The following is a 20,479-nucleotide window of genomic DNA, read 5'->3' on the forward strand; positions in this document are numbered from 1 at the left end:
ACGACCGCGGTGGCCGTTCCTTCGAGCGCCGTGACGACCGCCGGGACGACCGTCGTGACGACCGCGGTGGCCGTTCCTTCGAGCGTCGTGACGACCGGGGCGAGCGCCGTCCGTTCGACCGGGACCGTGACCGGGGTGGCCGTTCCTTCGAGCGCCGTGACGACCGGGGCGGCTTCCGCCGGGACGAGCGCGGTGGACACCGTGGCAGCGACCGTCCGTTCAACCGCGACCGCCGCGACGACCGCCCGGGCTTCCGCTCCGCCGGCCACGACCGCCCCTACGGCCGTCGTGACGACCACCGCGGCACCGGCTCCTTCGGCCGCCGCGAGGACAAGCCGCGCTGGAAGCGCAACGGCTGACACCGCATCGGCCCGGCAACGGGCCGACACGGCATCGGCTGACACTCCGGTGGCTGACGCCGACTGACACAGGGCGAGGGCCCGTACGACATCGTTCGTACGGGCCCTTGCGCGTGCCCGGGCCATCGATTTCCGGTCATCGAGTGACGCATGTCACGCCCCCGGTGAGGGAATTGCTGGGGGCATGACAGATGACGTGAGCGCCGGTGGCCTGTCGGACGAGGAACGGCTGGCCCAGCTCGGCTACACCCAGGTCCTCGCCCGCCGTATGTCGGCGTTCTCGAACTACGCCGTCTCCTTCACGATCATCTCGGTGCTGTCCGGCTGCCTGACCCTCTACCTCTTCGGCATGACCACCGGCGGCCCCGCGGTGATCACCTGGGGCTGGGTGGCGGTGGGCCTGATGACGCTGTTCGTGGGCCTGTCGATGGCCGAGATCTGCTCGGCCTACCCGACCTCGGCGGGCCTGTACTTCTGGGCGCACCGCCTGGCGCCCCCGCGTTCGGCTGCGGCCTGGGCGTGGTTCACGGGCTGGTTCAACGTGCTGGGCCAGGTGGCGGTGACCGCGGGCATCGACTTCGGCGCGGCCTCCTTCCTGGGCGCCTACCTGAACCTCCAGTTCGACTTCGAGGTGACGCCGGGGCGCACGGTGCTGCTGTTCGCGGCGATCCTCGTGCTGCACGGCCTGCTGAACACCTTCGGCGTCCGGATCGTCGCGTTCCTGAACAGCGTGAGCGTGTGGTGGCACGTCCTCGGCGTCGCGGTGATCGTCGGCGCGCTGGCGCTCGTCCCCGACCACCACCAGTCGGCGTCCTTCGTCTTCTCCCACTTCGTCAACGGGACGGGCTGGGGCAGCACCCCGTACGTGGTGCTCCTGGGCCTGCTGATGGCCCAGTACACCTTCACCGGCTACGACGCCTCCGCCCACATGACCGAGGAGACCCATGACGCGGCCACCGCGGGTCCGAAGGGCATCGTCCGCTCCATCTGGACGTCATGGATCGCGGGCTTCGTCCTCCTCCTGGGCTTCACGTTCGCGATCCAGTCGTACGACAGGGCGCTCACGTCCCCCACGGGCGCCCCGCCCGCCCAGATCCTCCTGGACGCCCTCGGCGCCACGGCCGGCAAGCTCCTGCTGCTGGTGGTGATCGGCGCCCAGCTCTTCTGCGGCATGGCCTCCGTCACCGCCAACAGCCGCATGATCTACGCCTTTTCGCGGGACGGCGCGCTGCCCTACTCCCATGTCTGGCACACGGTCAGCCCGCGCACCCGGACCCCGGTGGCGGCGGTCTGGCTGGCCGCGCTCGGCGCCCTGGCCCTGGGCCTGCCGTACCTGATCAACACGACGGCCTACGCGGCGGTGACGTCCATCGCGGTGATCGGCCTCTACATCGCGTACGTCATCCCGACCTTCCTCCGCGTCCGCAAGGGCACCGCGTTCACCCCCGGCCCCTGGCACCTGGGCCGCTGGTCGCGCCTCATCGGAGTGATCTCGGTGACCTGGGTGCTGGCGATCACCGTCCTCTTCATGCTTCCGCAGGTCTCCCCGGTCACCTGGAAGACCTTCAACTACGCCCCGGTCGCCGTCCTGGTCGTCCTCGGCTTCGCGGCGACCTGGTGGCTGGCCTCGGCCCGCCACTGGTTCCTCGCCCGGCGTCCCGCGCCCGCTCCCATCCCGGCCGAAAAGTAACCATCCCCCCACTCCCGCCGCATCCGACGTGGCCGCGTCCCCGATACCCGATCGGCGACACGGCCTCGTCCGGCTATGCTCGGACAGGCAACATCGCACGGGCCGTTAGCTCAATTGGCAGAGCAGGGGACTTTTAATCCCTTGGTTGTGGGTTCGAGTCCCACACGGCCTACCGTCCGCAGGCGCGGGGGCACTCCTCCGACCTGCGGCACAGCGCCCGGGACGGCTTCGGCCGGACCGGGCGCTGTCGTGTTGTCCGGAAGGCGCTGTCATCAGTACCTCTGCGCCTTGGCCAGTTCGGCGGTCAAGTGCGGCTCGGGAGGCTTGTGGCTGATGGCGTAGCGCTCCGCCTTCTGGCCCGGCTTCACGTTCTGCGCGCCCACGACGACGGTCTCCACGACCTTGCCGTGGGAGTCGCTGAAGTCGACCTGGACCGCGAAGGACGCGGGCCTGTCGGTGCGGTTGGTCATCGTGACGAGGAGAGCGCGCACGTTGTGGGTCTGGGACAGGGGAACGCCCGTCATGGAGACGTCGTTCGTCGCGTTGCCCCGTCCCTTGACCTTGCCGAGCTGCTTCTGGGCCTCCGCGCGGGCGCGCTCGGCGTCCGCGGACACGGATGCCTCGAACTCGGAGGCGCGGGCGGAGGCCGAGGAGGCCGCGGCGGAGGCGGAGGCGCTGGCCTCCGCCTTCTTCGACTCCGCCCAGGACGACATGCCGGACGGAGCGGTGCCGGAGAAGCTGGATGTGGCGGGCGCGGTCGGGGTGGGGGTGGTGGGGGCGCTGCCGTCGCCGTTGTCGGTGCCGCAGGAGGCGACGGCCAGTACTCCGGTGAGCGCCGCGCCGAAGCCGTACGCGATCGGTCTGCGGCGCGAGCGTGCGGTGCGGGACGGCGCGGCGTCCTCGCCGGTCACGTTGGGTTCCGACACGGCGACCTCCACGGTGATGCGGGCACGGGCCCGGTCAGTCCTGGTACAGACCATGACCATGGTGATACGAGGTGAGGCGATGCGCGATCTGGCGCAAAGCGGTGACGTCCGTGCCGTACTCGGTATGGGGGTGCTTCTCGGCGTTCGGCTGCTGGGCCGGCGCCTGCGTCGCCGTGTGGGCGCCCCGCGCTACTGCGCCGCGTACGCCCGCAGGAACGCGCTCACCCCGGCCCTGAGCAGCCGGTCCGTCTCCGGTTCCGGCAGGGGCAGGACGCCGTAGTGGGTCGTCTGGACGATGCGGTGTGAGATGAGGGCCGTGAAGTGGCCGGCGGCCAGCTCCGCGTCGCCGTGGAGGTTCAGCAGGCCGGCGTCCTCCAGGTGGGCCATCGCCTCGGTGAGGGCGCGGCCGACCGGTTCCGGGCCGGCCTCGTGCCAGGCCTTGAGGACCTCGGGCGGGACATGGTCGGCCTCCGCGTGGATGTGCCGGACCAGGGCGAAGTGGTTCGCGTAGTCCGTCATGAGCCCGTGGAAGGCCCGGGCCAGGGCGACCAGGTCGCGTTCCAGGTCGTCGGGGTGCGGCGGGCGCTCCGGGTCCAGTACGGCGTGCAGACGCGCCAGTTGGGCGTCCCGGACCTCGCTCGACGTCCAGGTCACGACCGTCTGGAAGAGCTGGGCCTTGCCGCCGGGGAAGTGGTTGTAGAGGGTGCGCGTGGAGACGCCGGCCGCGGCGGCGAGCGCGTCGACCGAGGCGCGGGCGTAGCCCTCGCGACCGAAGACCGTGCAGGCCGCGCTCGCGATGGCCATCTGCTTCTGCAACTTGCGCGGTGACACCTCGCGCCGTGCCCGCTCCAGCCGGGACTCGTTCGTCTCGCCCACGCCTGCCGCCCTTCCGTCGTGACCAGCCCACTCTAACTGACTTACAACGAGCGTTGTAATTTCTACAACGAGCGTTGTACTTTGCTGTCGAGGCGGTCGCCGCAGCGGCCGCCACCGGACCGACATCGCCATAGCCGGCCGGACCGACATCGCCATAGGGGGACAGCTGTGTCCGTTTCTGATGCGCTTCGCGTCACCGTCATCGTCGGCAGCGTGCGCGAGGGGCGCCTGGGGAGGGCCGTCGCCGACTGGTTCCTCGCCACCGCCGCCACCGCCGACCCGGGCCTCGAACTGAACGTCATCGACCTCGCCGAGGTGGACCTGCCACTTGTGCTGCCCGGCTGGGGCGGTACCCCGAGCCCCGAGGCCGTCGCCGCGCTGAAGGACGTGTCGCCGCGGCTCGCCGCCGCCGACGCGTTCGTGGTCGTCACGCCCGAGTACAACCACAGCTTCCCGGCGGCCCTGAAGAATTTCATCGACTGGCACCACCGGGAGTGGCAGGCCAAGCCGGTCGGTTTCGTGTCGTACGGCGGTCTCGGCGGCGGGCTGCGCGCGGTCGAGCAGCTCCGGCTGGTCTTCGCCGAACTGCACGCCGTGACCGTGCGCGACTCGGTCAGCCTGCACGGTCCCTGGTCCGGCCTCGGCGAGGACGGCGTCCCGCGCGACGCCGACGTGTGCGCGGGCGCGGCCAAGGGCATGCTCGGCCAGCTCACCTGGTGGGGCCGGGCGCTGCGGACCGCGCGCGCCGAGCGGCCCTACGCGGGCTGAGGGGAGGCCGGGATGAACCTACCCGCACGGCCTCAGGGAGCGGCGCGATGAGCAGTCTTCGGCCCGCTCCCTCCGTCGGCGCGGCGAGCCCCGCCGCCGCCTCCTCGACCGCCCTCTACCGGGTCGTGACCGTCGTCGTCCTCGGCACGATCATGTCCGTGCTCGACATGACGATCGTCAACGTCGCGCTGCGCCACCTCTCGGAGTCCTTCGGCGCCCCGCTGGAGACCATCCAGTGGACCGCGACCGCCTACACGCTCGCGCTCGCCGCGGTCATCCCGACCGCCGCCTGGGCGATGGGCCGCATCGGCGCCAAGCGGACGTACGTGACCGCGCTCGCCCTGTTCACGCTGGGCTCGCTGCTCGCCGCCTGCGCCTGGGACGCGGGCAGTCTGATCGCGTTCCGCGCGGTGCAGGGGCTGGGCGGCGGCCTGCTCCAGCCGGTCGGCATGGCGATGGGCATGCGGGTCGCCGACCGGGCCCGGCTCGGCCGGGCGATGGGCCTGCTGGGGCTGCCCATCCTGATCGGCCCGGTCGCCGGCCCGGTGCTCGGCGGCTGGCTGGTCGACGCCGCCTCCTGGCACTGGATCTTCCTGATCAACCTGCCCGTCGGCGCCCTGGCCCTGGCCCTCGCGGTCCGCCTGCTGCCGAAGGACGCACCGGACGCCCGCGGCCCGGACCGCCCCCGGCTGGACGTCCCCGGCCTGCTGACGCTCTCGCCCGGTCTGGCCCTGCTCCTGTACGGCCTGGCCCGGGGCGGTGAGCGCGGGGACTTCACGGCCCCCGGCGCGCTGCTGCCGACGCTCGCCGGTGCCGTGCTCGCGGCGGCCTTCGTACGGCGGGCGCTCGCCGTCCGCGCCCCGCTGCTGGACCTGCGGCTGCTGCGGGACCGTACCTTCGCCGCGGGCATCGGCACGCTCGCCCCGTTCGCCTGCGGCTACTTCGGGTCGATGCTGCTCGGGCCGCTGTACTGGCAGCAGGAGCGGGGCCTGAGCGCGACGGCGGCCGGGCTGCTCGGCGCGCCGGTCGGGCTCGTGGTCGGTACGACGATGCAGATCGCGGCCCGGCGGATCGACACGGCGGTACCGCGCCGGCTGATCGCGGCCGGCTGCGCGGTGGCCGCCCTCGGGATGGGGCTGCTGGCGTGGCAGACCGGCACGGCGGGGGTCGCGCCCTGGCGGATCGTGGTCGCGGGGACGGTGATGGGCGTCGGCGCCGGGATGACGCTGATGCCGGCGATGACCACCGCGACCCGGGGCCTGCCCCCGGACCGGCTGGCCGGGGCGAGCACGGCGCTGAGCATCAACGCCCAGCTCGCCGCGTCGGTCGGTACGGCCCTGCTGTCGGTGGTGCTGGGCGCGGCGGGCCCGGACCCGGCCGGCTTCCGGCTCACCTACGCCGTGGCGGCGGCCCTGCTAGCCCTCGGCATCCTCGCGGCGCTCCGGCTCCCCGGCCACCCCGCGGCCGACCGGGCCCCGCGACGCCGGGATGGTCCGGACGACAGGGCCTAGCACTAGCCCGCCGTCAGCTCGGTCAGTTCGGCCAGCGGCAGGGTGTGCTGGGTCTGGAGCACCTTCGCGCGCAGGTAGCGGACGTTGTGGGCCGTGGGGAAGACACCGGTCGGCACCCGGTCCCGTACCGCGATTCCGAGCGAGCGCAGCTGTTCGGCCTTGTCGGGGTTGTTGGAGAGCAGGTCCAGCTCGGTGATGCCGAGGGCGCCGAGCATCTGGGCGGCGGCCGTGTAGTCGCGGGCGTCCTCCGGCAGGCCGAGGGCGGCGTTCGCCGCGTAGGTGTCGAGACCCTCGTCCTGGAGGGCGTACGCGTCGAGCTTGTTGTAGAGGCCGATGCCCCGGCCCTCCTGGCGGAGGTAGAGCAGGACGCCGCCGCGGCCGGCGATGCGCTCGACCGCCTCGCGCAGCTGGGGTCCGCAGTCGCAGCGGGCCGAGCCGAAGACGTCCCCGGTCAGGCACTCGGAGTGCAGGCGCACCAGCGGGACCGGGCCGGGGTCGCCGAGGACGACGGCGAGGTGTTCCCGGCCGTCGGTGAGGCCGTGGAAGGTGACGAGTTCGGCGTCGGCGCGGTAGCCGTCGGCGAAGCGCAGCGGTACCCGGACGCGGGCACGCGGGGTGGCGGCGGGGATGTCGGGCATGCGGTCCTCCGGGACAGTTGCTTCAGATTTGAAGCAGCGGTTCGCATGGACCCTACCCCTGCTTAAAACTTAAAGCAATTGCGCCGGGCCCGGCCGGTTCACGAGGAAGCGGGCGGCGACGAGCAGGACGAACGGCGCCGCCAGGGCACGTCGTCGGTCCCGGACTCGGTGTCCTCGCCCTGGAGCCCGCGCGCGATCCCGGTGCAGATCTCCTCCAGCTGCCCCACCTGCTCCGGGGTGAGCCGGTCGAACAGGGTGCTGCGGACCGTCTCGACATGCCCGGGTGCCGTACGCTCCAGGACGGCCGTCCCCTCGTCCGTCAGCACCGCGAGCGAGCTGCGCTTGTCCCAGCGGCAGTTCTCCCGGCGCACCAGGCCGTCCCGCTCCAGCCGGGTCACCACGTACGTCAACCGGCTGCGGGTGATCTTCAGCGTCTCGGCGAGATCGGTCATGCGCAGCCGCCGGTCGGGGGCCTCGGAGAGGTTGGCCAGCACCGAGTAGAACAGGTGCGGCATGCCACCCTCCTGCTGGAGCTGCCGGTCGATCGCGTCCTCCAGGAGGCGGGAGGCGGCGATGTAGGCGCGCCAGGCGCGCTGCTCCTCGGGGGTGAGCCAGCGGGTCGTCATGCGGCCAGTGTAAGTTTGTTTAAAAGTTGAACCAAGCCCGTCCGCCTCCGGAAGAGAGAGCGCCGATGCCCCTGCCGTACGTGCTGCTGTCCGCCGCCGTCTCCCTCGACGGCTACCTGGACGACACTGGCCCCGAGCGCCTGCTGCTCTCCAGCCCGGCCGACTTCGACCGGGTCGACGCGGTACGGGCCTCGGTCGACGCGATCCTCATCGGCGCCGGCACGATCCGCGCCGACAACCCCCGCCTGCTCGTCAACTCCGCCGAGCGGCGTGCGGCCCGGGTGGTGGAGGGCAAGCCGGAGTACCCGCTGAAGGTCACGGTCACCGCCACCGGCGACCTCGACCCGGACGCCAACTTCTGGCACACCGGGGGCGACAAGATCGTCTACACCACCGACCAGGGCGCCGAGCGGGCCGCCCGCCTCCTCGGGTACACCGCCGACGTCGTCCCGCTCGGCCCCGCCCTGGACTGGCGGGTCCTGCTGGAGCATCTGCACGACGTGCGCGGCGTCGGCCGCCTGATGGTCGAGGGCGGCGGCACGGTCCACACGCAGCTGCTGCACCAGGGCCTCGCCGACGAACTCCAGCTGGTTCTCGCCCCGCTGTTCGTCGGCGACCCCACGGCGCCCCGCCTGTTCGGGCCGGGGGCCTACCAGCCCGGACGGCTGCGCCTGCTCGACACCCGCCGGATCGAGGACGTCGTCCTCATGCGGTACGTGCCGACGGCCCCCGGCACCGGGGCGGTCGCCACCGCCGCCGACCGCCACTGGCTGCGGACCGCCTGTGAGCTGGCGGCGCTGTGTCCGCCGTCGGAGACGGCGTTCAGCGTGGGTGCGGTGGTCGTCGCCGACGACGGTACGGAGCTGGCCCGGGGCCATTCACGGGAGGGCACCGATCCTGTTGTTCACGCGGAGGAGGCGGCGCTCGCGAAGATCGATCCCGGCGATGCGCGGGTGGCCGGTGCCACGGTGTACAGCAGCCTGGAGCCTTGTGCCCGGCGTGCGTCCCGTCCGGCTCCCTGTGCCGAGCTGATTCTTCGGGCTGGGGTGCGGAGGGTCGTCACCGCGTGGCGTGAACCCGACACCTTTGTCCACGCGGCCGACGGGACGGGGGTTCTCGTAGCCGGAGGTGCGCGGGTTGTCGTGCTTCCTGAGCTGGAGGAGCTTGCCAAGGCGCCGAACGTTCACTTGCTGTGAGCGCCTGCCCGGTCTGCCAGGGCTGGGCCGGAAAACACTCAGGGCCCGGAATCCGTTGGATTCCGGGCCCTGAGCCTTCAGTAGCGGGGACAGGATTTGAACCTGCGACCTCTGGGTTATGAGCCCAGCGAGCTACCGAGCTGCTCCACCCCGCGTCGTTGTGACTCCAGTGTACGCCATGCGCGGGACCGCTCGCGCACCCCTTTCGGTCCACACCGGTCGCCGCCGGCCCCGGGGCCCGGAAACCTGGAGGTACGTCGGACAAGCGGGAGACACGCGGTGCGCCCTGGAAAGGTGGAGGAGAGCCCGTACGCCAGGGCGGGCGGCCGGCTCCCCGGCGACCCGGTGCCCGACCCGGGCCTCGGCGGCGAGCGGGCGCCGCTGCGCGCCCGGCGCCGCCCGAGCCCCCGGGCCCTGGCCCGCGCCCTGCCGGCCCTCCTCATCGTCTGTGGTGTCCTGTACGGCCTGCTGGCCCCGGACGACTTCACCGCCGTCCCGTTCTTCACCGCGGCCCCGCTGGTCGCCGCGCCCCTGTCGTCCCTGCGCACCACCGTCCTGACCGGCCTCGCCTCCCTCGCCGCCGCCTACGCCGTGCACACCGACGCCGGGGTCCATCCGGCCGTCGGCACTCTCACCGACGTGGTCACCGTGGCCACGGTCGCCCTGCTGGCCGTCGCCATCAACCGGGTGGTCCGCCGGGGCGACCGGCGGCTCGCCTCCGCGCGGGAGATCGCGGAGGCCGCCCAGCGGGCCGTCCTGCCGGAGCCGGACGAACGGATCGGGGGCTACGAGATCGCCGCCTGCTACGAGGCGGCACGGCAGGACGCGTTCATCGGCGGCGACCTGTACGCGGTGCAGGACAGCCCGTACGGCGTCCGGCTGGTCGTCGGGGACGTGCGCGGCAAGGGCATGGGCGCGGTCGCCGCCGTGGCCGTGGTGATCGGCGCGTTCCGGGAGGCGGCCGAGCAGGAGGCCACGCTGGAGGCGGTCGCCGAGCGGCTGGAGCGAGCCCTGGCCCGCGAGGGCACCCGGCGCGACGGGATCGACGCCTTCGAGGGGTTCACCACCGCCGTCCTCGCCGAACTCCCGCACGACGACGGCGTCGTACGGATCGTCAACCGAGGTCATCCGCCACCACTGCTGCTGCACGCCGACGGCACCGTGCGCGCCCTGGTCCCCGGCGAGCCCGCGCTGCCGCTCGGCATGGGCGACCTGGGCCTGTGGCCGGACCGGGCCACCGAGACCGGCTTCCCGAGCGGTGCCACCCTGCTGCTCTACACCGACGGCCTGTCCGAGGCCCGGGACACCCACGGCCGGTTCTACGACCCCGAACGGCGGCTCGCCGGGCGCACCTTCGCCGGCCCGGCCGCGCTGGTCGGACGGCTCGCGCAGGAGGTGCGCCGGCACTCCGGCGGCATGACCGACGACATGGCGCTGATCGCCGTACGCCGGCCCTGAACGTCACCGAAGGTGACCGGACGAGCGCCGTGCGCATAACATCTGAGTCACCATCAAAACCGAAAGTGACTGCTGAACGGGACCGCCGCTCGGTCAACTCGCCCTTTTTGGCGGGGTAGTGGGTGATAACTTCACCGGTAAAGACGTGAATGATCAAGCCGAACGGCTTGGAAAGTGACTGGCAGGTCTATTAACGTTCGATAACGCAGCGCGGTCGTCACAGCCGTCACAAGAGGCGGCTCCGTGCGCACGCGCCGAATCCCGCAAGGGAGCCGGGGAACCACCACCCTGGGGTGAATCACGCGGATGCCGCCGTGGACTCACGGAGTCCACGACCGGTATACGCGCGTAGGAGACCTTCCTGCTCCGAACCCGTCAGCTAACCCGGTAGGCGAAAGGAAGGAAAGGAGCACGCCCGCGTGGCGTCCAACCGGCCTGTCCCAGAAGCCCCGTTCATACCGGCACAGCGCGAGCCCGAGACCTTCGGGTACGGCGCCTACCACGCCGAGGAGGGCCCCTGGGAGGAGTGGAACCCCACCGAGGAGTCCGTCGCCCCGGTCCGTGGCCGGCACCGCGTGGCCAAGCAGCGCGGCGGCTTCGCGCGCAGCTCCACCGTCCTCGGCGTCGGCGTCATGGCCGCGGTCGGAGCGGGCGGCATGGCCAGCGCCAACACCGGCAAGCCGCCGGTCTCCATCTCCCTGCCGGACCTGCCCTCCGTCGGCTCCCTCTTCGACGACGACTCCGCCGACCCCCAGCCGGCCGAGGCCGCCACGACCACGCTGAGCAGCGTCGGCGTGACCACGGACGCCGCCGAGGACACCGCCGACGCGGGCGAGGCGCTGCGCACCCGGATCATGGCCCAGGCCGAGCAGCAGCAGGGCCAGGCCGAGAGCAAGGCCACCGCCGCCGCACTCGCCGCCGCCGAGAAGCAGAGCGCCGCCGCCGCAGCCCAGGCCGAGAAGGAGGCCGCCGCCAAGGCCGCCGCGGCCAAGGAGAAGGCGGAGGCCGCCGCCGAGAAGAAGGCCGAGGAGGAGCGGCTGGCCCGGCTGGCCAAGCAGTACACGCTGCCGACCTCGGCGTACACGATCACCTCGACCTTCGGCCAGGCCGGCGGAATGTGGTCCTCCGGCTACCACACCGGTCTCGACTTCGCCGCCCCCACCGGCACCCTGATCAAGGCCGTGCACAGCGGCACGATCACCGAGGCGGGCTGGGCCGGCTCCTACGGCTACCGCACGATCCTCACCCTGGACGACGGCACCGAGCTGTGGTTCTGCCACCAGTCCTCGATCAGCGTCTCCGTCGGCCAGAAGGTCACCACCGGCGAGGTCATCGGCCGCGTCGGCGCCACCGGCAACGTCACCGGCCCGCACCTGCACCTGGAGGTCCACCCCGGCGGCCAGGCCACCGGCATCGACCCGATGGCGTGGCTGCGCGACAAGGGCCTCACTCCCTGAGGCCCGTTCAGCGCGGGTGAAGTTGGCGGGAACTCGGCGTCGGCGGCGGGATGTGATCACCCACCGCCGGCGTTGACTTGACGTATGACGTCACTTCGCAAACTCGGCTCCTCCGATCTCGAGGTCTTCCCGCTCTCCCTCGGCGGCAACGTCTTCGGCTGGACCGCCGACGAGCAGACCTCCTTCGCCGTCCTCGACGCCTACACCGCCGCGGGCGGCAACTTCATCGACACCGCCGACTCCTACTCCGCCTGGATCGAGGGCAACCAGGGCGGCGAGTCGGAGACGATCATCGGCAAGTGGGTCAAGGCCCGCGGCAACCGCTCCGATGTCGTCATCGCCACCAAGGTGAGCCAGCACCCGGAGTACCAGGGCCTGTCCGCCGCCACCATCAAGGCCGCCGCCGACGCCTCCCTGCGCCGCCTGGACACCGACCACATCGACCTCTACTACACCCACTTCGACAAGCCCGAGGTGCCGGTCGAGGAGATCATCGGCGCACTGGACGAGCTGGTGAAGGCCGGCAAGGTCCGGCACATCGCCGCCTCCAACATCAGCCCCGAGCGCCTGCGGGCCTCCCTCGACTTCTCCGACCGCGAGGGTCTCGCCCGTTACGTCGCCCTCCAGCCGCACTACAACCTGGTCTCCCGGGACACCTACGAGGGCCCGCTCCAGGATCTCGTCGCCCGCGAGGGCCTGTCCGCCGTCCCGTACTTCTCCCTCGCCTCGGGCTTCCTCACCGGCAAGTACCGGCCCGGCACGACCGTCGACAGCGCCCGCGCCGGCGCGGCCCAGAAGCACGCGGACTCCGAGCGCGGCCAGAAGGTCCTCGCGGCCCTGGACGAGATCGCCGCGGCCCACGAGGCCCCGGTCGCCACGGTCGCCCTGGCCTGGCTCGCCGCCCAGCCGACGGTCACGGCCCCGATCGCCTCGGCCAGGACGGTGGAGCAGCTTCCGGCGCTGCTGGGGGTGGCGGAGCTGAAGCTGACGCAGGCCGAGGTGGCGCAGCTGACGGAGGCATCCGCTTAGCCCGTCCCAGCGCGACGGCACGGCCCGGCGGTGCCGAACCCACGTCAGCCCCTGCGCCAGGACCTAGGTGCGATACGGGTTGTACGCGGGATACGGCACCGCCTGATACCCGTACGGCGCCGCCGCCCCCCGGTACACCGGCGCCGGAACGGACGCCCTGCTCGCGTACTCCAGCGCGGGCCGGGCCACATGCCTCCGCTTCCACAGCTCGTCCAGCAGCTCCCGCTCCCGGACGACGAAGTCGGCCCCGGCCTTCCCCTTCCGCCCCCGGTGCCGCAGGAACGCCAGCGAGGTGGCGTACGCCTCGTACCGGGCCACCTCCCGCGCCGCCGCGCGCCCGTAGTGGTGCCGGGCGTAGTCCCGGGCCATGCGGCGCGCCCGCATCGATCCGAGCGCGAACGGCTCGGCCGGCCCCAGCCACCCGGCCAGCACATACGTCGGCAGCTCCGCCCGCACGGTCCGCAGCTCCCGCTGCCGGGTCCAGATCGCGAGCCAGGTCACCAGTCCGAACGCGGGCACCATGAAGGCTCCGTAGACGGCGAAGAAGCCGTACTCGCCGAAGGTGGACGAGCCGTTCCAGAAGGCGTGCATGCCCATCGCGAGCAGCAGCCCGCCGAGCGGCAGCAGCACCCGCCGGGCATGCTGCCGCTCGGCGGACAGCGCGGCGATGCCGAAGCCGATGCCGGTGAGGACGGTGAACAGGGGGTGCGCGAACGGGGACATCACGATGCGCACGAAGAAGGTGGCGGCGGTGACGGAGGCGATGCCGCGGTCGCCGGTGAGCTGGTCGGTCCCGAAGGCCGTACCCAGGTAGAGGATGTTCTCGGTGAACGCGAACCCGGTGGCGGTGACGCCCGCTATCACCACCCCGTCCACGATCCCGGTGAAGTCACGCCTGCGGAAGAGGAAGACCAGCAGGACGGCGGCGGCCTTCGCGGACTCCTCCACGATCGGGGCTATCACCGTGGCGCCCAGGGTGTCGGCGCCGGCCGGGTCCGCGGTCGAGGTGGCGATCCACCGGGTCGCGAAGCTGTTGGCCACGATGGCTATCAGCGCCGCCGCGCAGGCCCCCCAGGCGAAGGCGAAGACCAGGTTCCGCCAGGGGCCCGGCGCCACCCGGTCCAGCCACCGGAAGGCGGCTATCAGCCAGGGCACGGGCAGCACGGCCAGCCCGAGGCCGACGAGGAAGCCCTCCGTGCCGGTCTGCCGCCGGACGAGCGCGAGGATGACCAGGCCGGACAGCGCCAGCAGTGTGCTCAGTGCCCCGTACCGCACCCACCTGCGCTGCCACCAGTGCGGGTGGCGGAGCACACCGTCGCCGGGGCTCGGGGGATACGTCGGAAACGGAGGACTGGTGGCCACGGCATCGACCCTAACGGTGACGGGACGAGGGGCTGGAGCGGATTATCGGTCCTGCTCAGCGGTCCTGTGCGGGACGCGCCGGAACAGCAGATCGTTCACCACATGTCCCTTGTCCAGTCCCTGCCCCTCGAAACGGGTCAGTGGCCGGAACGCCGGGCGTGGCGCGAAACCGCCGTCCGCCTGGGTGTTCTCGAATCCGGGATGCGCGGTGAGCACGTCCAGCATCTGCTCGGCGTACGGCTCCCAGTCGGTCGCGCAGTGCAGGATCGCGCCAGGTCTCATCCGGGACGCGGCGAGCGTCAGGAACTCCGGCTGGATGAGCCGCCGCTTGTGGTGCCGCTTCTTGGGCCACGGGTCGGGGAAGAAGACGCGCAGCCCGTCCAGCGCGTCCGGGCGGAGCATCTCCCGGAGCAGGATGATCGCGTCGCCGTTGCCCACCCGGACGTTGGACAGGCCGTTCCGGTCGGCGAGACCCAGCAGGTTCCCCTGGCCGGGGGTGTGCACATCGACGGCCAGGATGTTGGTGTCCGGGTCGCCCGCGGCCATCTGCGCGGTGGCCTCGCCCATCCCGAACCCGATCTCCAGGACCACGGGGTGGTCGTTGCCGAACAGCTCGCCGAGGTCGATCACCCGCTGCCCGTCGATGTCCAGCCCCCACGTGGGCCACAGCCGCTGCAACGCGTCGGCCTGCCCGGCCGTCACCCGGCTCCGCCGCGGCTGGAAGCTCCGGATCCGCCGCTCGAAGTGCGACCCGGCCGGATCGGCCTTGGGCCCGTCCGGAAAACGCGGCTCCCCCTTGGCCCGGGCGTGCCGGACGGAGGCACCGGGGTCGTGGGGTGCCGGGGGCGGGGCGGGGGTGTTCACGGAGTCAGACACAGTACGACCGATTTTACGGGCCTCGAGCGGGCGGCCTTCCAGCCGGCCGAGTGGCACTACAGCGAGCCGAGCATCGCCAGCACCCGGCGCCCGACCTCCCGCCCGATCGGCAAGGAAGCCGTGGCCGCGGGCGAGGGCGCGTTGAGCACGTGCACCGCCCGGGCCCCCTCCCGGATGAGGAAGTCGTCCACCAGCGTCCCGTCCCGCAGCACCGCCTGCGCCCGCACCCCGGCCGGGGCCCGCACCAGGTCGTCGGCCTCCACCGCGGGCAGCAGTCTGCGCACGGCCTCCAGGAACGCCCCCTTGGACACCGACCGGCGCAGCTCACCCGCCCCGTACCGCCAGTGCCGCCGGGCGATCGCCCAGGACCCCGGCCACGCGACCGTCCCGGCCAGCTCCCGGGGCCGTACGACCCCCCAGCCGTACCCCTCCCGGGCGAGCGCCGGTACCGCGTTGGGCCCGATGTGCACGCCCCCGTCGATCCCGCGTGTCAGATGCACCCCGAGGAACGGGAACGCCGGGTCCGGCACCGGATACACCAGCCCCCGCACCAGCTCCGGCCGCGCCAGCTCGTAGTACTCCCCGCGGAACGGCACGATCCGCACCTCGGGCTCGTCGCCGGTCAGCCGCGCCACCTCGTCGCAGTACAGCCCGGCGCAGTTCACCAGCACGCGAGCGCGGACGACGTCCCCGCTCGCGGTGAGCACGGCCACGCCCCGCTCCGGCCGCCGGTCCACCCGTACGACCTTCGCGCCGTACCGGATCTCCGCCCCGGAGGCCCGCGCCAGCTCGCGCGCGACGCCCACGAAGTCGCACACGCCCGTCGTACCGACGTGTATGGCGGCGAGGCCCCGCACCTCCGGTTCGTACTCGGTGATCTGCGCGGGCCCCAGCTCCCGCACCGGAATGCCGTTCTCGCGCCCGCGCTGCACCAGCGCGTGCAGCCGGGGCAGCTCCTCGCGCTCGGTGGCGACGATCAGCTTGCCGGTGACGGCGTGCGCGATGCCGTACTCGGCGCAGAACTTCACCATCTCGGCGGCGCCCCGCACCCCGTACCGCGCCTTGAGCGAGCCCGGCCGGTAGTAGATCCCGCTGTGGATGACCCCGCTGTTCCGCCCCGTCTGGTGCCGGGCCGGCCCCGGCTCCTTCTCCAGCACGGTCACGCGCGTGCCCGGCGCGGCCCGCGTGATCGCGTACGCCGTCGACAGCCCGACGATCCCCCCACCGATCACGAGCACATCACAGTCGTACGCCCCGGCCAGCACCGAGCACCACCTCCACTCCCGATAGTGCACTGCGCCACTGACAACGCCTTCAAACGCCGGGAGGGCACAGCGCCCCGACAGGGGCGCGGGGAACTGCGCGAGGAACCACGACGGACCCGCGGCCGCGAGACGGCAGCGACCCGGAAGACGACTGGGCGACTCTCACGCCGGAGCCATCAGAAGCGGCCGAGCCCGCTCCCGCAGCTCGACCACCCGCGGCTCGTCCCCGTACGGCTCCAGCCGGTGCAGAAGATCCTTCACATACTCCGTCGTCCGCGCCGACGAGATCCGCCCCGCCACCTCGACGGCCCGCACCCCCTGCTCACAGGCGGCGTCGAGGTTCCCCGACTCCAGCTCGGCGACCGCGGAGACGACCAGCCGCAGCCCGTGCGACCGCACGAACTCCTCCGTCGGCTTCGACAGCGCCTGCTCGGTGAACCGCCGTACCTGACGCGGCGCCTTGAGATCCCGGTAGCACTCGGCGGCGTCCGCGGCGAACCGGTCGTAGCCGTAGAAACCGAGCCAGGACGGGTCGTTGTCCCCGGGACGGGACCGCTCCAGCCAGCCCTCCGCCGCCTTCAGCGCCGCACCGGCCGCCTGCGCGTCTCCCGCGCGCGCGTGTGCCCGCGCCTCGACCAGCCGGAAGAAACTCATCGTCCGCGCGGTCGCCAGCCCCCGGTTCCGCTCCAGCGCGGCCTGCGCGAGATCGACGCCCTCGTCGCCGAAGCCCCGGTAGGTCGCCTGCAACGACATGGAGGCGAGGACGTAGCCCCCGAGCGGGACGTCCGCCGCCGCGCGCGCGAGCCGCAGCGCCTGGATGTAGTACCGCTGCGCGGCCTCCTGTTGCCCCGTGTCGAAGGCCATCCACCCGGCGAGGCGGGTGAGTTCGGCGGAGGCGCCGAACAGGGCGCGGCCGACCTCGTCGGAGTAGGAGCCCAGCAGCAGCGGGGCCGCCTCCACCCGCAGGCACTCCGGCACCATCGACGAACGCCAGTCCCCGCCGCCGTACTTGGAGTCCCACCGCCTGGCGTCCTCGGCGGCCTCCCGCAGCTTCCGCACATCGCTGTGGCCGACTTTGATCGGTGCGCCGGCCCCCTCGGCGGAGCTCGCCTCCCGCGCGACCGAGCTGTCGGCGGGGGTTATCAGCCAGCGTGAGGCGGGCGTTGCGTATGCGCTGACTGCGAACGACCCGGCGAGCGACTGCCAGATGCCGCCGGAGCCGGCGCGTCGGCCGGCGAGGTCGAGGCGGTACAGCTCCGTCGCGGACTTCACCGCCTGGCCCACATCCCTCGGGAAGGCGAGGCCCACTTCGGGCGCGGGGTCCGCGTCCGCCAGGCCGATCTCGTGGAGCGGCACCGGCCGGCCGAGCTTCTGGCCGATGGCGGCCGCGATGAGGTGCGGCGCCGCACCCTGCGGCACCATGCCCTTCGACACCCAGCGCGCCACGGACGTCTTGTCGTAGCGAAGCGTCAACCCGCGCTGCGCGCCAAGGTCGTTGACGCGGCGGGCGAGTCCCGCGTTGCTGATTCCCGCGAGGGCGAGAACGGCGCCGAGTTTTTCGTTCGGCCCGCGTTGCTCCCTGGACATGCGCCACCCCTCGACACAGACGGCTGCCGCGCTGGCATAACCATGCGGCATTCGTAAACCCAGCGTAGTTCGCCGCATCCCAAGCGTTAAGGGGCATTGTTCCGGTTGGCGGGATTGTGGTCCGTACGAAAGTCCGCGCCCTGTACGCACCGTGCACGGCCTGTCGCCGCGTGCCCCCGCGCGTGTGGCCGTGCGCCCGCCCGTGCGCTCTTCTCCGGCCACCTGGGGAGCGGTTCCATGGTTCTTGCGTGGGTCGGCCCGCTGTACTGGATCCAGTGGGCTGGGGGACACCGCCACCTTCATCCCCGCGGGTGGCGGACCGGTCCGGGAGGCGATGCCCGCCTCCCGGACCGTGCGCGCGTGTGGACCGCCGCGCGCTCGGCAGGCCTGTACGGAGCGTGCTCATCTCCGGTGGCCCTCCATTTAATTGGCCGAAAATCGACCCTGTCGTGTGTGCTCAATTGCCGCTCCGACCATGCAACTTGAGGGCGCGAAGGGCGGTTTGGGGGAGCGCACAGGGGGCGCATTCGCGCCGGACCCGTGCGGTGTCGTCCGGGTGGCGCCCACCCCGCACACCTCGGCCGGCCGCCAACTCCCCAGGCTCGCCCCGCGTACTTCCCTCGATCGAAGGCGGTGCCGCCGTCCCTCTCCCGCGCGCCCTTCATGGCAGCATGGGGTCCGGTTCGTACGGTGCACTGTTTGTCCACAGCCTGTGGAGGCGTCGATGCGGTGGTTGGTGGGTTGGAGCAGCACCGCCGCGGGCGCCGCCGGGATCGGCTCCGCCGGTGCCGTCGGATACGACGGCGAGACCCTGCACCCGGTCGGCTCCCAACTCCTGTGGGGCGACCCGGACCCGCTGTGGGCCGTCGGCGACTGGCGCCCGGACGAGGTGCGCGTCGTGCGCGCCGACGCACAGCACCGGATCGCCGTCCTCGGTATCTGCGGCGCCACCGACGAGGAGCTGCGGCGCGGCCTGTTCACCGCGCGCGGGGGCGCGGTGCGCCATCTGACCACCTGGCCCGGCAGCTACACGGCCGTCGTCCAGGCCGGCCGCCGCATCACCGTCTGCGGCGACCTCGCGGGCGCCCGGCCGGTGTTCTACACCCCCTGGGCCGGCGGTACGGCCTACGCCACCGCCGCGCTGCCCCTCGCCGACCTCGTCGAGGCCAACCTCGACTTCACCCACCTCGCCGCCCTGCTCGCCGCCCCGGACGTCCCGGCCGCGCTGCGCGACAGCACGCCTTACGACGGCGTACGGCGCATCCCGCCGGGGCACGCGTTGGTGCTGCGCGCCGGAGCACGGGAGGTCGCCGGGTACGAGCCGGTCGCCTCCCTCGCCGTGGCCGCGCCCCCGGCCGACCCCGGCCGCGCCGTCGACGCCGTACGGGACGCCCTCGTGGAGGCGGTCCGCACCCGGCTGTCGGCACCCCGCCACGTCCCCGACCTGGACCCCGGGCCGGTGCCCGGCATGGGGCCGGCCGAGCGGCGGGCCGCGCGCGGGATGCCGGTCCCCGGCATCGGCGCCGACCTGTCCGGCGGCCCCGCCTCCGGCACGCTCGCGCTGCTGGCCGCCGGGCTGCCCGGCAGACCCGGCACGCTCCTCGGCCACGGCACGGGCGCGGGCGAACGGCTCCTCGCCGTCACGTTCAACGATCTGGCCGTGACCGGCCGTGAGGCCGAACTCGAACGGGCCGGCGCCCTGGCCGCCAATCCCCGGCTGCACCACGTCGTGGTCACCGGCGGCGAGGAGACCCTGCCGTACGCCGACCTCGACGGCCCGCTGACCGACGAACCCGGCCCCTCCCTGGTCCAGGCGGCCCGGCACCGCGCGCGGCTCGCCGCCGGCAGCGCCGACCACTTCACCGGCCACGGCGCCCGCCAGGTCCTGGACGCCCACCCCGCCCGCCTCGCCGACCTCCTGGTGGACCGCAAGCGGCGACACCTGGTCCGGCCGGTCGCCGCGCTCGCCCGCGCGGACGGCTCGGTGATGGTCCCCGCGCGCGTGTACAGCGCGGCCCGGCGCCTCGCCCGCACGCCCTACCGGGCGGGCCTGGAGGTGCTGGCCGAGCGGCTGATGCGGCGCCGCTTCGACGAGCCCAAGGGGGCGGTCGGCGCGTCCCTCGCCGCGCTGACCTGGGCGAGACCCGGGCCCGCCGCCCGGTGGCTGACGGGAGAGGCGTTGGCTGAAGTATCGGTTCTGCTCCAGGCGGAGGCGGACCGCTCCGCGACCGGCGCGCAGCGCCCCGGCGACTACCGCGCGCGTGCGGCACTCGCCCGGCACGCCGCCGACCTGCGCGTCCTGGAACAGGCCGCGGAGATCCGCTCCCAGCGGCTGCACGCGCCGTTCCTCGACAACCAGGTCGTGCGCGCCTGCCGCGACCTCCCCGAGGCGCTGCGGGTCCAGCCCGGCGCCCGTGCCGCCATCCTGCGCACGGTCCTGGAGGGCGCCGGCGTCACCGACCTCCCGCCCGGCTGGGGCGCGCCCTCCCACGCGTCCTCGGCGGCGGCCGCGCGCGCGGGGCTGCGTGCGGCCGCCGACCCCCTCCTGGATCTCTTCTCCACGCCGCTGCTGGCCGACGCGGGTCTGGTGGAGGCGCGTGTCATCCGCAAGGCGCTGCGCTCCGCCGCGGCCGGCGAGCCCCTGCCGCTGGACGGCCTGGCCGACCTGATCTCCCTCGAACTCTGGCTCGGCCGCCTCCTCTCCCGCCGAGGCACCTGCTGGACGGGCACCCCGACCCGCTCCCGCGCGGTCCCTTCGGGGATCCAGCCGAGACGAAGCGCGCTTACGCCGGGGGCGTGAGCGGGGGGCTTGAGCGGTGGGGGTGCGCGGTGGAGGGGAGCGGTGGAGGGGAGCG

At 73.0% G+C, this 20,479-nt stretch carries 16 protein-coding genes, 2 tRNA genes, 1 pseudogene and 1 riboswitch; of the genes and pseudogenes, 10 read left to right on the forward strand and 9 right to left on the reverse strand.

Annotation, left to right across the window (positions count from 1 at the left end):
• The 3 genes and pseudogenes from ACZ4WH_RS23265 to ACZ4WH_RS23275 form a co-directional block, all read left to right on the forward strand.
• Window positions 1-359 (forward strand): annotated as a pseudogene (locus ACZ4WH_RS23265) (DEAD/DEAH box helicase); the annotation flags it as partial.
• Between the two features lie 184 nt (window positions 360-543).
• On the forward strand, window positions 544-2,049 hold the full coding sequence (locus ACZ4WH_RS23270; RefSeq protein ID WP_468183310.1) for an amino acid permease: 1,506 nt from the start codon (window positions 544-546) through the stop codon (window positions 2,047-2,049).
• A 99-nt stretch (window positions 2,050-2,148) separates the two neighbouring features.
• Window positions 2,149-2,221 (forward strand) — tRNA-Lys (locus ACZ4WH_RS23275).
• Between the two features lie 100 nt (window positions 2,222-2,321).
• On the opposite strand, the gene ACZ4WH_RS23280 is transcribed toward ACZ4WH_RS23275, so the two are convergent.
• Both ACZ4WH_RS23280 and ACZ4WH_RS23285 read right to left on the reverse strand, forming a co-directional pair.
• Window positions 2,322-3,029 (reverse strand): hypothetical protein, encoded by a 708-nt coding sequence (locus ACZ4WH_RS23280; protein WP_468183312.1) that lies wholly within the window; start codon window positions 3,027-3,029, stop codon window positions 2,322-2,324.
• A 135-nt stretch (window positions 3,030-3,164) separates the two neighbouring features.
• A complete protein-coding gene (locus ACZ4WH_RS23285) occupies window positions 3,165-3,851 on the reverse strand; it encodes a TetR/AcrR family transcriptional regulator (RefSeq protein ID WP_468183314.1) in 687 nt (228 codons plus the stop codon).
• Window positions 3,852-4,019: 168 nt separating this feature from the next.
• Between ACZ4WH_RS23285 and ACZ4WH_RS23290 the strand changes: the two genes are divergently transcribed.
• Both ACZ4WH_RS23290 and ACZ4WH_RS23295 read left to right on the forward strand, forming a co-directional pair.
• Window positions 4,020-4,619 (forward strand): NADPH-dependent FMN reductase, encoded by a 600-nt coding sequence (locus ACZ4WH_RS23290; RefSeq protein ID WP_468183316.1) that lies wholly within the window; start codon window positions 4,020-4,022, stop codon window positions 4,617-4,619.
• Between the two features lie 47 nt (window positions 4,620-4,666).
• Window positions 4,667-6,130: a DHA2 family efflux MFS transporter permease subunit gene (locus ACZ4WH_RS23295; RefSeq protein ID WP_468183319.1), complete on the forward strand. Its 1,464-nt coding sequence runs from the start codon at window positions 4,667-4,669 to the stop codon at window positions 6,128-6,130.
• Window positions 6,131-6,132: 2 nt separating this feature from the next.
• Here ACZ4WH_RS23295 and ACZ4WH_RS23300 read toward each other — a convergent pair whose 3' ends face one another.
• Together ACZ4WH_RS23300 and ACZ4WH_RS23305 are read right to left on the reverse strand one after the other, a co-directional pair.
• Window positions 6,133-6,768 carry a GTP cyclohydrolase II gene (locus tag ACZ4WH_RS23300; protein WP_468183320.1) on the reverse strand — a complete coding sequence of 212 codons (636 nt, stop codon included), beginning with the start codon at window positions 6,766-6,768 and terminating at the stop codon, window positions 6,133-6,135.
• A gap of 98 nt (window positions 6,769-6,866) precedes the next feature.
• Window positions 6,867-7,394 carry a MarR family winged helix-turn-helix transcriptional regulator gene (locus tag ACZ4WH_RS23305; RefSeq protein ID WP_468183322.1) on the reverse strand — a complete coding sequence of 176 codons (528 nt, stop codon included), beginning with the start codon at window positions 7,392-7,394 and terminating at the stop codon, window positions 6,867-6,869.
• A gap of 65 nt (window positions 7,395-7,459) precedes the next feature.
• Between ACZ4WH_RS23305 and ACZ4WH_RS23310 the strand changes: the two genes are divergently transcribed.
• A complete protein-coding gene (locus tag ACZ4WH_RS23310) occupies window positions 7,460-8,590 on the forward strand; it encodes a dihydrofolate reductase family protein (protein WP_468183324.1) in 1,131 nt (376 codons plus the stop codon).
• An 81-nt stretch (window positions 8,591-8,671) separates the two neighbouring features.
• On the opposite strand, the gene ACZ4WH_RS23315 is transcribed toward ACZ4WH_RS23310, so the two are convergent.
• Window positions 8,672-8,745, reverse strand: a tRNA-Met gene (locus tag ACZ4WH_RS23315).
• 124 nt (window positions 8,746-8,869) lie between these two features.
• On the opposite strand from ACZ4WH_RS23315, the gene ACZ4WH_RS23320 reads away from it, so the two are divergent.
• The 3 genes from ACZ4WH_RS23320 to ACZ4WH_RS23330 all read left to right on the forward strand — a co-directional run bounded on the left by ACZ4WH_RS23320 (window position 8,870) and on the right by ACZ4WH_RS23330 (window position 12,534).
• The gene (locus tag ACZ4WH_RS23320) at window positions 8,870-10,048 is read left to right on the forward strand and encodes a PP2C family protein-serine/threonine phosphatase (protein WP_468183326.1); all 1,179 of its coding nucleotides are present in this window, start codon (window positions 8,870-8,872) and stop codon (window positions 10,046-10,048) included.
• Between the two features lie 242 nt (window positions 10,049-10,290).
• Window positions 10,291-10,457: riboswitch (cyclic di-AMP (ydaO/yuaA leader) on the forward strand.
• A gap of 10 nt (window positions 10,458-10,467) precedes the next feature.
• Window positions 10,468-11,505, forward strand: coding sequence for a M23 family metallopeptidase (locus tag ACZ4WH_RS23325; RefSeq protein ID WP_468183328.1), 1,038 nt, complete (start codon window positions 10,468-10,470; stop codon window positions 11,503-11,505).
• Window positions 11,506-11,589: 84 nt separating this feature from the next.
• A complete protein-coding gene (locus ACZ4WH_RS23330) occupies window positions 11,590-12,534 on the forward strand; it encodes an aldo/keto reductase (RefSeq protein WP_468183330.1) in 945 nt (314 codons plus the stop codon).
• Window positions 12,535-12,597: 63 nt separating this feature from the next.
• Here the strand turns inward: ACZ4WH_RS23330 and ACZ4WH_RS23335 are convergent, their stop codons facing one another.
• The 4 genes from ACZ4WH_RS23335 to ACZ4WH_RS23350 all read right to left on the reverse strand — a co-directional run bounded on the left by ACZ4WH_RS23335 (window position 12,598) and on the right by ACZ4WH_RS23350 (window position 17,624).
• Window positions 12,598-13,896 (reverse strand): PrsW family intramembrane metalloprotease, encoded by a 1,299-nt coding sequence (locus ACZ4WH_RS23335; RefSeq protein WP_468183332.1) that lies wholly within the window; start codon window positions 13,894-13,896, stop codon window positions 12,598-12,600.
• Window positions 13,897-13,938: 42 nt separating this feature from the next.
• On the reverse strand, window positions 13,939-14,772 hold the full coding sequence (trmB, locus tag ACZ4WH_RS23340; RefSeq protein WP_468183334.1) for a tRNA (guanosine(46)-N7)-methyltransferase TrmB: 834 nt from the start codon (window positions 14,770-14,772) through the stop codon (window positions 13,939-13,941).
• A 56-nt stretch (window positions 14,773-14,828) separates the two neighbouring features.
• The gene (gene lhgO, locus ACZ4WH_RS23345) at window positions 14,829-16,037 is read right to left on the reverse strand and encodes an L-2-hydroxyglutarate oxidase (RefSeq protein ID WP_468183336.1); all 1,209 of its coding nucleotides are present in this window, start codon (window positions 16,035-16,037) and stop codon (window positions 14,829-14,831) included.
• 162 nt (window positions 16,038-16,199) lie between these two features.
• Entirely contained in the window at window positions 16,200-17,624 is a 1,425-nt protein-coding gene (locus ACZ4WH_RS23350) for an MFS transporter (protein ID WP_468183338.1), read from the reverse strand.
• A gap of 724 nt (window positions 17,625-18,348) precedes the next feature.
• Between ACZ4WH_RS23350 and ACZ4WH_RS23355 the strand changes: the two genes are divergently transcribed.
• Window positions 18,349-20,424: an asparagine synthase-related protein gene (locus ACZ4WH_RS23355; RefSeq protein WP_468183340.1), complete on the forward strand. Its 2,076-nt coding sequence runs from the start codon at window positions 18,349-18,351 to the stop codon at window positions 20,422-20,424.
• The last annotated feature ends 55 nt before the right edge of the window (window positions 20,425-20,479 follow it).

Source organism: Streptomyces sp. NPDC029138 (assembly GCF_055564375.1).

Bases quoted from the DNA above. Each gene is read 5' to 3' on its own strand.
- ACZ4WH_RS23295 (WP_468183319.1), top strand. From the start codon at position 4,667: ATGAGCAGTCTTCGGCCCGCTCCCTCCGTCGGCGCGGCGAGCCCCGCC.
- ACZ4WH_RS23330 (WP_468183330.1), top strand. From the start codon at position 11,590: ATGACGTCACTTCGCAAACTCGGCTCCTCCGATCTCGAGGTCTTCCCG.
- ACZ4WH_RS23270 (WP_468183310.1), top strand. From the start codon at position 544: ATGACAGATGACGTGAGCGCCGGTGGCCTGTCGGACGAGGAACGGCTG.
- ACZ4WH_RS23350 (WP_468183338.1), bottom strand. From the start codon at position 17,624: ATGTCCAGGGAGCAACGCGGGCCGAACGAAAAACTCGGCGCCGTTCTC.
- ACZ4WH_RS23305 (WP_468183322.1), bottom strand. From the start codon at position 7,394: ATGACGACCCGCTGGCTCACCCCCGAGGAGCAGCGCGCCTGGCGCGCC.
- ACZ4WH_RS23310 (WP_468183324.1), top strand. From the start codon at position 7,460: ATGCCCCTGCCGTACGTGCTGCTGTCCGCCGCCGTCTCCCTCGACGGC.
- ACZ4WH_RS23280 (WP_468183312.1), bottom strand. From the start codon at position 3,029: ATGGTCTGTACCAGGACTGACCGGGCCCGTGCCCGCATCACCGTGGAG.
- ACZ4WH_RS23300 (WP_468183320.1), bottom strand. From the start codon at position 6,768: ATGCCCGACATCCCCGCCGCCACCCCGCGTGCCCGCGTCCGGGTACCG.
- ACZ4WH_RS23355 (WP_468183340.1), top strand. From the start codon at position 18,349: ATGCGGTGGTTGGTGGGTTGGAGCAGCACCGCCGCGGGCGCCGCCGGG.